Source organism: Acidobacteriota bacterium, assembly GCA_004299485.1.
GTDB lineage: Bacteria > Acidobacteriota > Terriglobia > Terriglobales > SCQP01 > SCQP01.
Map to the genome: position 1 here is coordinate 194,408 of SCQP01000002.1, position 12,480 is coordinate 206,887.

The following is a 12,480-nucleotide window of genomic DNA, read 5'->3' on the forward strand; positions in this document are numbered from 1 at the left end:
CCCCTTTGCGCTCCCGATCCGCTGCAGCCCGTCCTGCAGTTCGAGCGCGCTCTGCGGTTGCAGCGCCGCGGCAATTTGTGCTTGTACGCGCGGCTCGAATTGGAGCTGGAAAAGCCGCAGCCGTTCGGCCAGCAAGCGGTCTAATAACGGTTCCAGGGCAGCGCGCAGCTCAGTTTCGGAAAGCAGCACAGGCGGTTGCTATAATCGTACTAGCTTCTTCGGATTGGGGGCGTCCCGGATTCGACGGAAGTGGATGAGATGAGGAGGCGTGCCGGGTTCCATGCTCCCGCAATCGCATGGAAAACCACAACTGCCAATTCTAATCAACTGGCATACGCTGCTTAATTAGCAACGTCGTTCACGCAAGTTCGCCTGTAGGCTTGTAGTGGGCGTCACTTTTGCAGGCTGGTCTGTGGCGCAATGTCCCGGCGTCGCAGTCGAGAACTCCGCAAGGGGTAGGGGCTGGCGCTGATCGGCTCTTGTCCGCTCTGACCGGCCAGCGCGAGATCCACCGGAACGGACTACGCCCGTAGCTCTCCTCACCGGCAGCACTTTCGGACGGGGGTTCAACTCCCCCCGCCTCCACCATGTTTGCGCTACGCGCAAACATGGTGCCCTGCGTAGCCGCGCAGCGCGAAGCAGGGCCCCTGGAGTCCACCCCCCACTTGGGTGCTTTCCCTCGCCGCTGCCTTCCTCTGCCGTCCAGACATGCGCTACGTCTACCTCATCGAATCCTCCGCCGGCGCTCACCGCTACGTCGGCGTGACCTCAGATATAAAGCGCCGCCTGAAGGATCACAACCGCGGCAAACTCCCCCACACCGCCCCGCACGCCCCCTGGCGCCTCATAACCTACGCCGCCTTCACCGACCCCACTCGCGCCAATCATTTCGAGCACTACCTCAAATCCGGCTCCGGCCACGCCTTCGCCACCAGGCATTTGTGGTGATCCCGGTCGCCAGAAGCTCACTCCGAAATTACTGGCGAATGCTCCGGTAGGATTTCTGGGTGACGTTTACGCTTGCCCGCCCCAGAGGTCGCCGACAGTGTATCCTTCCGGGAACGGATCGCCGGGGTCGAGCACGTACTGCGCAATCCCAGTAATCCACGCCTGGCCGGATATCGTCGGCACGACGGCTGTGTAAGGGCCAACCTTGGTTTCGCGCAGCAGCCGCCCCGTGAACGTGGTGCCGAGTATGCCCATGTGCACGAAATCTTCGCCGAGCGGCAGCTTGCCGCCGGCATGCAGCGCCGCCATCCGCGCACAGGTTCCCGTGCCACAGGGAGAGCGGTCGAGCGTGCCGGTCCAGGTCTCCGGCCGTGACCAGTCGAGCTTTCCGGTGGAGACGATCACCGTATTTTTGCCGCCCGCGGTCAACTCCGCAATGGTCGGTCCGGTAATGTCCTCGTTTTCCGGATGCCGCACCGGGTATTGCTCCTGCGCGGCGGCCTTGATCATTTCGCCCACACGCACCAGCTCGCGTGCATTGCCTGGTTCGATTGCCAACCCCAGCGCGTCGGCGTCTGCGATAACGTAAAACATCCCGCCCCAGGCGATGTCAACTTTGACCGTGCCCAGGTCTCGGACTGCAACGGGCACATCGAGATGCACTGCAAACGCAGGCACATTCTCAAACGTGACGCACACGGCTTTGCCCGAGCGCATCTCGACTTCAACCTCGATCAGCCCGGCAGGCGCCTCCAGCTTGAGGTGATTTACGCCCTCCCGCGTGGGCACCATCCCGGTCTCTGCCAGCGCCGTCGCCACGCAAATGGTGTTGGATCCGGACATGGGTGGGTACTCAACCTGCTCCATGATCACGAGACCCGCGTCAGCATCTGCTACGGTCGGAGGCAAGATCAGATTGCAGTTCGCAGCCGGGTACCCACGTGGTTCTCGCAGCATGCGCTTGCGCAAACCGTCGCCGTGCTCGCGCAGGTAGCGCATTTTCTCGTACATCGTCGCGCCGGGCACACCACGCACGCCACCGGTAATCACCCGCCCCGGTTCTCCGCAGGCGTGCAAGTCCACCGCCGTGATCATGCTGCTCAGTTTCAAATCGCCTCCGCTCCGCGGCACAGCAGCACCACCACCTGCGCAATAGCAGTTTGCGGGTTGCCCAGCCCCTCCGGCGTCTTGCCTTTGATCGATATCCGCTCGGAAGGAATTTCGAGCAGCGAAGACACGCTCTCCCGCAATGCTTCCCGCAGCGGCTGAATGCGCGGTTGCTCCAGAATCAGGTTGGCGTCGAGGTTGGCGATCTTCCAGCCGTCGCGCCGCGCTACCTGCACGGCGTGCCGCACGAATCGCTCGCTCGCGGCGTTGTGCCATTGCGGATCGCCGCTCGCAAAGTGCGTGCCGATGTCGCCTTCTCCCAGCGCGCCCAGGATGGCGTCGCAGATGGCATGCAGCAGCACGTCGCCGTCGCTATGGCCCGCCAGTCCCAGCGGATGCGTCACCTCAATGCCCCCAAGCCACAGCGTGCGGTTGGGTATAAAGACGTGGGAATCCCACCCCGTACCCACGCGATATTCAGTTGCCATGCAGAGAGTTTACAGCCCGCCGCCGGATTTGGCTGGCACGCTCTTCGCCGGCATCTTGGCAGGCGCCGCCGGTTTCTTCTGCTGCTTAATCGTCTTCTCGTTCTCGAGTTCCTGCTTGCGGATCTCTTTCAGCAGCTTCATCTCCCGCTCGGCCGCGGCGTGCAGGCTCTTTTTGAGTTCATTCAGTGGCGCCGGAACGTTGCGGTAGATCGTGTCCGCCAGCATCTGGTCCCGGTTTTCCATGTCGAGCTCATTCGGAGTCAGCACGACGTTAGGGTCAACCGCCGGCGCTGCCGCTGCTGCGTTGGGATCGTCAAAGTTGCTGCCCGTCGTCGCCTGCGGCGTATCCGTCGGTGGCGTGTCAGCGCCGCGTGCCTTTTCCGTGGGCACATTTTGAAATTGCAACGGTGCGGCTTTCGTTTCGGCTTCCGTGGGATTCACCTCCGAGGCCGCTTGTGCATTTTGAACGCGAGTCGCTTCTTTTTCTGCCGATGCCAACTGCGCGGAAACCGTCGCCGGGATTGCCCCACTGGCGACCATCGTCTTGTGAATCAGTGTCTGCAGCCCGGGTGCTGGTGGCTGTGCGGGCGGTGGCAACTGCGCCACCTGCGGTTGTCCAACTTTATCAGCACGTGCCAATTGCGTTGCCGGTTTTCCCGTCCACATGGACTTTATCCCAAACCAGCCGTCCAGGCCACGCGGGTCAGGTGCCTTTTCGCGCCCCGCAATTTCTTGCTTATTGAACTGAATCGCTGCCGGTGTTGGTTGGGGTACCGGCACCTTCAGCGCCTTTAGTTCCGCCGCGGCGCTTTTTGACAGCGGACTCAACGGGTAGCGCTCAATCAAGTGGCTGAATTGCTCTACGGCATGCTCTTTGTCGGCCTTGGCATTGGCCGCATAGAGATCCTTATCGGTTGGATTGCCTTCCAGCGTCGTGGCATCGGCGTACAGCCTCGAGGTCGTCGCATAGGAGCTCGCCAATTGATCCGTCACCACGTCCCCTTGGCTGTATAGCGGAAACATCTGCTGGGTTTCGTTCAGCCGATTTTGCGCCGCCCGGTAATCGGGGTACATGCCCTGATGCGCCCGGTCCAGATAAAATTGGCCGATAAGGTATATCCGCTCCGCCAGCACTTCCTGAACGCCGCGCAGCATCTGCAATGCCTGCGGCCGCAGTGAGCTGTCAGGATAGTTCAGCAGAAACGTCCGCAGCGCCGCTTGAGCTTGTAGTGCCTGGGTCGGATCGCGGTCCGGCTTCTGCAACTGCTTGAAGTGAATCTGTGCGATCTTGAGCTGCGCTTCCGAGGCTTCCTTCATCGCCGGGAAAAAGGTGATGAAGTCTTTGTATTGCGCCTCAGCCTGCGCATACCCGTCCACGCCGCCCTGCAAATACCAGGAGTTGGCAATGGCCAGTTTGGCCTGGGCGAGGTATTCACTGTTGGGATAGGTATTCAATAGCGTCTGCAGATTCAGCCGCGCCACCGTGTACTTGCCCTTGTTGATGTCCTTCATGGCAATGTCGTACAGCAGCTTGTCCGGCTGCTCCGATTTCACTTGCGCCAGAGGGTTGGCGAGCTGCTGATGGCGCAGGAAGCACCCGCTGTTTCCTACGGCAATCAGGCTGACAACCAGAAGGGCGGGTACGAGTGTGCGCACCCGGTGTGGGGGGGGCGATGGCGGCATAAAGCTATGCGCAGATTTTAGCACGCCAATCTGCGATCTGCGTCATTGATGAAGTACGGCGTTCCCCTGGGGTACGGCGTGGTCGAAATCGTTCCGATTGCGCATCCGCAGCCACAGCCAGATCAGGATCATTGCCAGCACGGACGCGCTGGTATCGAGAGCGACGTCCCGCGGAGACGGCCCGCGGCCTGGAATCAGGCTTTGATGGTATTCATCACTCGCCGCGTAGAGTGCGCAAAATACCAGCGTGCGCCAGCCGGCCTTGAGGCTGAAATGGGGTATGCCCATGGAGAAGCCCCGGTAAGCCAGCGCACTCAGGAAAAAGTACACTACCACGTGCGCCAACTTGCGGAACGGCTCGCTCCACACATGCACCATGTGCCGTGTATCCAGTCCAACCAGCGAGAGCAGCCAGCCCAGTACCTCGTTACTATGGCGGCCCGACTGTGCGTCCTGCGAAAACAGAAAGATGACCACGCACATCGCGGCAACCGGCAACCACGCTTTGAGGATTCGCTGTGTCATGGACTTCGCTTTATTTCGCCGTTGCGCTCTGCCGCGCCGTCTCCGGAATCAAGCGCCCCAGCCGCCGGATCGCCGCCCCGGTTCCGCGCAGCTTTTCTTCCAGTTTTTCATATCCCCGGTCGAGATGGTAAATGCGATCGATGATCGTCTCTCCCTCGGCGGCCAGCGCCGCCAGCACCAGCGAAGCACTTGCGCGCAAGTCGCTGGCCAGCACGGCTGCGGCATTCAACTGGGATGGTCCAAGCACCACTGCCCGGTTGCCCTCGATCCGAATGCTCGCCCCCATCCGGTTCAATTCCAGGGCATGCATGAAGCGATTTTCGAAAATGGTCTCCGTGATGACCGCCGTACCTTCGGCCTGGGTCATCAGGGCCATGAATTGCGCTTGCAGGTCGGTGGCAAATCCTGGATATTCCGCCGTCGAAATGTCGACCGCGCGCAGCCGCCGACCGTTGGCTGCGACGTGCAGCGTATCCGCAGTTTTGGTGACCACCCCTCCGGCTTCGCATAACCGGTCCAGCAGTCCCATCAGGTGCGCGGGCTGGCAATGGGTCAGCGTAATTTCGCCGCCCGTGATCAGGCCCGCCATCAAGTAAGTTCCGGTTTCGATCCGGTCCGGAATAATGCTGTGAACCGCGCCGCCCAGCTCACTTACGCCACGCACTTGAATCGTTGGCGTGCCCGCCCCTTCGATCCGCGCCCCCATCTTTTGCAGCAGTGTGGCCAAATCGACGACTTCCGGCTCCAGCGCGCAGTTTCGCAGCACGCTCTCCCCTTTGGCCAGTACCGCAGCCATGAGGATGTCTTCCGTGCCCGTCACCGTAATGCGATCGAAAGTGTAGCTGGCGCCCCGCAAGCCCTGGGATTCGGCAACGATATAGCCGTGTTCCTGCCGCAGATCTGCTCCCAGTCGCTCCAAGCCCTTCAGGTGCAGATCAATCGGTCGCGCGCCAATGGCACACCCGCCTGGCAGTGAGACCCGTGCCTGGCCTGTGCGGGCCAGTAGGGGGCCCAATACCAGTGCCGAGGAGCGCATCGTCTTTACCAGGTCATAATCAGCTTGCGGATGGCTCAGCGAGCGCGCACGCAGTTCGATATGGTGGTGGCCGCCGCTACCCTCGGTTTCGACACCCATCAGCTCCAGCAGCTTGCGTGTGGTCTGGATATCGCGCACGTCAGGAACATTTTTCAAGTCCACCGCTTCTGGCGTGAGCAAGCTGGCCGCCATAGCTGGCAGCGCCGCATTTTTTGCGCCGCTGATCCGTATTGTTCCGCGCAGCGGTTGACCGCCCCGGATTACCAACTTATCCATGAATTACGTCACGAGCTTTCCGGCCACGTAGGCCGCAACTATTTCTCCCTGCGGCGAAAAAACAGCCACATCGGCATCGCAGCCAGGTATTAGCCGCCCCTTGCGGGTCCACCCAACCAGCGTAGCCGGATTTTGGGTGGCTGTGCGTGCCGCGTCTGCCCATCCGCAACCCGTCCAGGTCCGAATATTTCTGACCGCCGCATCCAGTAATAGCACGCTGCCTGCCAAAGTCTGGCCGCTGCAGCACCGGTTGCCGCTGACGCGGACGGCCACATCGCCCAGTCGATACTCACCGTCGCCCATCCCGGCTGCGCTGATGCCATCGCTGACGAGAACGGCCCGTCCCGGAGCTTTCGCCCGCAAAAACAGCCGCACCAGCGCCGGATCGACATGCACGCCGTCGGCGATAATCTCCGCGCTCAGCTCCGGTTCGGCCAAGGCCGTGCCCAGCAGTCCCAGCTCGCGCTGATGCAAGGGTCGCATTGCATTAAAAGTGTGGGTTACGTGGCACGCGCCTGCCTTGATTGCGGCTCTGACTTGCGCCATGGTGGCGTCGCTATGGCCCATACTCACCCGGATGCCCAGTTTCACGGCTTCCGCAATGAACTCGATTGCCCCGTCAAGCTCCGGTGCCACCGTGATCATGCGGATGTGCTGTTGCGATCGCTCCCAAAGCTCGTGCAGTCGTGCCACCCTTGGCAGCAGCAAGTCCGCTTCCGGATGGACACCACGCCGCACTGGACTGAGGAAGGGGCCCTCCAGATGAATTTCCGCACCTGCTCGCCCCAGCCGCTCGACCGCTTCCAGTAGCTTCTCCCACGGTGCACTTACCGTCGTGGCCAGGAAGCTCGTCACCCCGTGCCGCGCGAGATGTTGCCGCAAATGCGCCAGGCCGGCTCCGTCGACCGTCATCGTGTCCACGCCCGCGCCGCCGTGAACATGGACGTCGATCATCCCCGGCGCCAGCACGGCATCGCCGTAATCATCGCTCTGCGTTCCTGGCGGTACCGCAACCTCTGCCCTCCGGCCGGACGCTGCGATCCTACCATCCCCCAGCACCAAAGCTGAGTCTTCCACCGTCTCCGTTGGCGTCACCAATAGCCGGGCGTACAGGACACGTATCATCTTGCGCTAGTGCAACCGCATGTCGCTCGTGATTCGTCGGATGCGCCGCGCGCGCTCCCGGAGTTTGCTGTTGGTTGGCTGCAGATGCGTCATCAGGTTGCCCTGTACCCGCCCCATGCGCACCATCAGCGCTGTCGAGATGAGGTTGAGGATCATCTTCTGCGCACTGCCGGCTTTCATCCGCGTCGAGCCAGCGATCGCCTCGGCTCCCGTAACCGCCTCAATGGCGACGTCCGCTTCGCCCGCCAGCCGCGAATTCTTTACGTTCGTGACGGCAATAGTCAAGCAGCCGTGCTGCCGCGCATACGCCAGAGCTTCCACTGTATACGGCGTGCGCCCGCTGGCTGCGATACCCACCACCGAATCCAGCGGCGTGAGCCGTAATTTGTGCAGATCCTGTCTCGCGCCTTGCGGCCGGTCTTCCGCACCTTCAATCGAGCGTGTCAGCGCCAGCCGGCCGCCTGCGATCACACCCAGCACGCGCCCGGAGGTCACGCCGAACGTCGGCGGGCATTCGGCGGCATCTAGCACTCCCAGCCGGCCGCTGGTCCCGGCTCCAACGTAAATGAGTCTTCCACCGGCGAGGAACCTTGTCGTAATGCGCTGTACGGCGGCGGCGATGACGCCCGCGCAGCGCCGCACCGCCGGAATTACGGCCGCATCCTCCCGCTGCAGCACGCGCACCATCGCCGGCAGCGGCAGCCGGTCCAGATTCGCCGTGCGCGGGTTGACCGCCTCCGTGGGTAGTTGCTCGAGTTTGCTTCCGGCTCCCTTCAGGTTTGACAGCCTCTGGCCCTTCAGTCTATAACAACCTGTGTTCCCCACGCGCTTTCGCCCCCTCGCTCGACTGCTCCTCACCCTGGCTGCTTGCGGCCTGTTCCTGGCCGCGGCGGAGCCCGCTCCCAAGCCCTCGTGGCCGGAAGTCGGCAAGATCATTCAACGCTCCATCGCGGCAGGAGAAATTCCCGGAGCCGTGGTGCTCATCGGCCACGACGGCCACGTCGTCTATCGCAAAGCTTTTGGCTTGCGCTCGTTCCGTCCGCACCAGAAGATGACCACTGACACCGTCTTCGACATTGCCTCGCTCACCAAAGTCGTCGCCACCGCACCCGCCATCATGCAATTGCTCGAGCAGGGCCGTTTCCGCCTGAACGACGCCGTCGCCAAGTACATGCCCGGCTTCGGCCAGAACGGCAAAGATCAAATCACCATCCGTCAATTGCTAACTCATTTTTCCGGCTTGCCGCCCGACTTGTCGCTCACGCCGCGATGGTCGGGCTACGATACCGGCATCCGCAAAGCCTTTGCCATCCAGCCGGCCTTCCCTCCGGGTTCGCATTTCGAATACAGCGATATCAACTTTATTGTCCTGGCCGAGCTCGTCCATCGCCTCACGGGGGAGCGCATCGACCAGTACGCCTTGCAGCATATCTGGACGCCGCTCGACATGAAGCACACCCGCTATCTGCCGCCGTCGGATTGGCTTTCGAAAATCGCTCCTACCGGTGTCGATGGCCGCGGCCGTTCCATTCACGGCGTTGTCAATGATCCGACGGCTGAGGATATGGGGGGCGTTGCCGGCAATGCCGGCGTCTTCAGCACAGCCGACGATCTGGCGAAATACGCGCAGATGATGCTCAACAATGGTCGCGGAGGCGACGGCCAGCGCGTCCTCTCGCCGCTCGCGGTGCGCAAAATGACCACCCCGCAGTCGCCGCCCAACGTTCCCGAAGTGCGCGGTTTGGGCTGGGACATTGACACGCCCTTTTCCAGCAACCGTGGCGCCTTTCTCCCCGTCGGCTCCTACGGTCACACCGGCTTTACCGGCACCTCGCTCTGGATTGACCCGACCTCCGATACCTACATCATTATCCTGGCCAACGATACCTACCCCCAACAACGTTCCCACCTCAAACGCATCCTCGCCATGCGCTCCGATGTGGCCACTGTCACCGCCAACATCCTGGCGCTCAACGATGGTTCGACTTGGACGAAAGTTGAGGAAGGCTTGGAGCGCATCACCGGCTACAACAACACCGTGGCGGCTGGCCGCCGCGTCATCTATCGCAACGGTGAAGTTCTCACCGGTCTCGACGTTGCCAAGGCGCGCGATTTCCGTCTACTGCGCGGCAAGCGGGTGGGTCTGGTCACAAACCAGACGGGTCTGGACCGTGGCGGCCATCGCAACATCGACGACATGCTTGCCGCCGGCATTCACGTCGCCGCTGCCTTTGCTCCCGAGCAAGGTTGGTCCGGCACGCTGAATGGTCCTTTCGGTGACACGCGCGATGTGGCCACCGGCGTGCCCGTTTATAGCACCTACAATTCCAGTAATCCTATCCATCTATTGCCCGAAGCCGGCATGCGGAATGTCGATGTCCTCGTATACGATGTCCAGGATGTGGGCGTGCGCTTTTATACCTTCGAGACCACGCTCGCCTATACCCTCCAGACCGCGGCTGACCGCCACATCCCGGTGATCGTCTACGATCGCCCCAACCCGATCGATGGAATTCATGTTCAGGGTCCACCGCTGGCCCCAAAGGAAAAAAGCTTCGTCGGTTATTTCCCGGGCATGCCCATTCGCAACGGCATGACCATCGGCGAGCTGGCGCGGCTGTTCAACCGCTCCATTGGAGCCAATCTCAACGTCGTCCGCGTGCAGGGCTGGTCACGCGGCGATTTTTATGATGAGACCGGTCTGACCTGGACGAATCCTTCGCCCAACATGCGCAACCTCACCGAGGCCGTGCTCTATCCCGGCGTCGGTATGATCGAATACACCAACATTAGCGTCGGCCGCGGCACCGATACGCCATTTGAAGTCATGGGTGCGCCCTGGGTCAACGCGCCGCAGCTTGCCGCCTATCTCAATGCGCGCCGCTTGCCCGGCATCCGCTTTGTGCCCATTTCGTTCAGGCCCACGGCCAACCCGTATGCCCATCAGCTCTGCCACGGCGTTTACATGATCGTGGCCAACCGCGAACAGTTGGATTCGCCCGAACTGGGCATTGAACTCGCCAGTGCGCTCCATCATCTCTACTTGCAGCAGTGGGATAGCGCGCGCATGCACCTTCTCGCCGGCTCCCAGGCGATAGTGGACGAAATCAAGAGCGGCGAAGACCCGCGTCGCATCGCTGAAAGTTGGCAACCCGCCATTAAGGCATTCGAGGTGCTGCGCCAGTCCGCCCTCCTATACGCAGGCCCTACAATCCCCGAATAGATCGCCAAACGGATCTAATCACCCGGGGCGCGCTACTCCGCTCGAGCCGGGCGGGTACTCGCGTGTGCTGTTTGTGCCTGGCCTGCGCTTTTTCTATCACCGCCGGACTGGCATACTCGGCGCATGCGCGCTTTCGTTCACGACCATTCGCTGAGCCTTACCGCCAGTCTGGTGCTGCTCACCTGGCTGATCCTTTATTCCTTTTGGAATCCCAACACGCATTGGGGCAATTTCTTTGGCAATGCGATTGCCGACTGGTCCGGCGTGGTGGTCATGATGCTGGCTTCGGGCTACCTGTACGAGCGCGGTTCCTCGGAAAGCGAGCAACCTCCGCCCGATGATCCTGCCCACCGCTTTCTCGATCGCATTCGAGATCATTCCCTGACGCTTTTTCTGATCGCCACGCTCATCGCCTGGATCGTGCTTTACATCCATTCCGGCGTCAATTCCAAGTGGGGCCAGGTGGTGGGCAACGTGGTGAGCGAGTGGGTGCAGTCTATTGGTATGGTGCTGATGACCAAAAAGCTGATTGAACGCCATCGTGCCCGCAAACAATCTTGACTAATTGGTACAGATTCGCCATTCTGGGGGAGACCTGTCGTTCGGGGGGAATCAAATGAGCAGTTCAACTCAGGATCTGGAAGCCCTAGCCAACGAGGAATACAAGTACGGATTCGTCTCCGAGATCGACTCCGACACCATCCCGCGCGGCTTGAATGAAGACATCATCCGCATGATTTCGGCCAAGAAACATGAGCCGGATTTCATGCTGGAGTGGCGGCTGCGCGCGTACCGCCAGTGGCTGAAGATGTCCGAGCCGACGTGGGCCATGGTGCATTACCCCACGATCGATTACCAGGACGTCATCTACTACGCCGCGCCCAAATCCAGTAGCGACGAAGCGCCGAAGAGCCTGGATGAGGTCGATCCGGAGTTGCTCAAGACCTACGAGAAGCTGGGCGTGCCTCTGCACGAACGCGAAATGTTGGCCGGCGTGGCCGTGGACGCCATCTTCGATAGCGTCTCCGTAGCCACGACCTTCAAATCCACGCTGGCCAAGGCGGGCGTCATTTTCTGCTCGATCTCCGAGGCCGTGCAAAACCATGCCGATCTGGTGCAGAAATATCTCGGCTCCGTGGTGCCGTACTCCGACAATTTCTTTGCCACGCTGAATTCAGCAGTGTTCAGCGACGGCACGTTCGTTTACATTCCCAAAGGCGTGCAGTGCCCGATGGAGCTGTCGAGCTACTTCCGCATGAACAATCAGGACAGCGGCCAGTTCGAACGCACGCTGATCATTGCCGAGGAAGGCGCCAAGGTCAGCTATCTGGAAGGTTGTTCCGCGCCCAAGCGCGTGAAGAATCAGCTCCATGCCGCCGTGGTCGAGCTGGTTGCGCTCGATCATGCGACCATCAAGTACTCGACGGTGCAGAACTGGTTCCCGGGCGATAAAGAAGGCAGGGGCGGCATTTACAACTTCGTCACCAAGCGCGGCAAGTGCCTGGGCCGGGGTTCGAAAATTTCCTGGACGCAGGTGGAAACCGGCTCGGCGATCACTTGGAAGTACCCGAGCTGTATCCTGCAGGGCGACGATTCCGTTGGCGAGTTCTACTCCGTCGCGGTGACCAAGAATCGCCAGCAGGCCGACACCGGCACCAAGATGATCCACATGGGCAAGAACACCCGCTCGACGATTGTCTCTAAGGGCATCTCGGCCGGCTTCGGCCAGAACACCTATCGCGGCGCGGTGCGAATGCTGGCCGGCGCGCAGGGAGCGCGCAACTACTCCCAGTGCGATTCGCTGCTGATCGGCGACAAGTGCGGCGCGCACACCTTCCCCATTCTCGAAGTGAAGAACAATTCCGCCCAGGTGGAACATGAAGCGTCCACCTCGCGCATCGGCGAAGACCAGTTGTTCTATTGCCGGCAGCGCGGTCTCTCAAATGAGGACGCGGTCTCGATGATCGTCAGCGGCTTTTGCAAGGAAGTCTTCAAAGAGCTGCCGATGGAGTTTGCCGTCGAGGCGCAGCGGCTGCTGAGTGTGAGCCTGGAGGGCAGCGTTGGATAAA

General features: G+C 61.3%; 11 protein-coding genes and 1 other RNA gene. 5 read left to right on the plus strand and 7 right to left on the minus strand.

Annotated elements, in window-relative coordinates:
• Positions 1–225 precede the first annotated feature (225 nt).
• Together ssrA and EPN33_03755 are read left to right on the plus strand one after the other, a co-directional pair.
• Positions 226–588, plus strand: a transfer-messenger RNA (tmRNA) gene (gene ssrA, locus EPN33_03750).
• A 120-nt stretch (positions 589–708) separates the two neighbouring features.
• On the plus strand, positions 709–948 hold the full coding sequence (locus EPN33_03755) for a GIY-YIG nuclease family protein (protein TAN24092.1): 240 nt from the start codon (positions 709–711) through the stop codon (positions 946–948).
• A gap of 66 nt (positions 949–1,014) precedes the next feature.
• On the opposite strand, the gene EPN33_03760 is transcribed toward EPN33_03755, so the two are convergent.
• From EPN33_03760 to murQ, 7 genes are read right to left on the minus strand one after another with little or no spacing between them, the layout of a single operon-like run.
• Positions 1,015–2,058, minus strand: a complete 1,044-nt coding sequence (locus EPN33_03760) for a hypothetical protein (protein ID TAN23942.1) — start codon at positions 2,056–2,058, stop codon at positions 1,015–1,017.
• On the minus strand, positions 2,055–2,543 hold the full coding sequence (gene ispF / locus EPN33_03765; GenBank protein TAN23943.1) for a 2-C-methyl-D-erythritol 2,4-cyclodiphosphate synthase: 489 nt from the start codon (positions 2,541–2,543) through the stop codon (positions 2,055–2,057). Before ispF ends, EPN33_03760 begins: the two co-directional genes overlap by 4 nt.
• A gap of 9 nt (positions 2,544–2,552) precedes the next feature.
• Positions 2,553–4,226 (minus strand): outer membrane protein assembly factor BamD, encoded by a 1,674-nt coding sequence (gene bamD, locus EPN33_03770; protein ID TAN23944.1) that lies wholly within the window; start codon positions 4,224–4,226, stop codon positions 2,553–2,555.
• 42 nt (positions 4,227–4,268) lie between these two features.
• Entirely contained in the window at positions 4,269–4,751 is a 483-nt protein-coding gene (locus EPN33_03775) for a hypothetical protein (GenBank protein TAN23945.1), read from the minus strand.
• A 10-nt stretch (positions 4,752–4,761) separates the two neighbouring features.
• The gene (gene murA / locus EPN33_03780) at positions 4,762–6,063 is read right to left on the minus strand and encodes a UDP-N-acetylglucosamine 1-carboxyvinyltransferase (protein TAN23946.1); all 1,302 of its coding nucleotides are present in this window, start codon (positions 6,061–6,063) and stop codon (positions 4,762–4,764) included.
• Between the two features lie 3 nt (positions 6,064–6,066).
• Entirely contained in the window at positions 6,067–7,188 is a 1,122-nt protein-coding gene (gene nagA, locus EPN33_03785) for an N-acetylglucosamine-6-phosphate deacetylase (GenBank protein ID TAN23947.1), read from the minus strand.
• Between the two features lie 6 nt (positions 7,189–7,194).
• Positions 7,195–8,124 (minus strand): N-acetylmuramic acid 6-phosphate etherase, encoded by a 930-nt coding sequence (murQ, locus tag EPN33_03790; protein TAN23948.1) that lies wholly within the window; start codon positions 8,122–8,124, stop codon positions 7,195–7,197.
• Here murQ and EPN33_03795 point away from each other — a divergent pair.
• The 3 genes from EPN33_03795 to sufB all read left to right on the plus strand — a co-directional run bounded on the left by EPN33_03795 (position 8,003) and on the right by sufB (position 12,479).
• A complete protein-coding gene (locus EPN33_03795) occupies positions 8,003–10,411 on the plus strand; it encodes a DUF1343 domain-containing protein (protein TAN23949.1) in 2,409 nt (802 codons plus the stop codon). The genes murQ and EPN33_03795 overlap by 122 nt on opposite strands.
• 123 nt (positions 10,412–10,534) lie before the next feature.
• Positions 10,535–10,972, plus strand: coding sequence for a hypothetical protein (locus EPN33_03800; protein TAN23950.1), 438 nt, complete (start codon positions 10,535–10,537; stop codon positions 10,970–10,972).
• Positions 10,973–11,027: 55 nt separating this feature from the next.
• A complete protein-coding gene (gene sufB / locus EPN33_03805; GenBank protein ID TAN23951.1) occupies positions 11,028–12,479 on the plus strand; it encodes a Fe-S cluster assembly protein SufB in 1,452 nt (483 codons plus the stop codon).
• Position 12,480 lies beyond the last annotated feature (1 nt).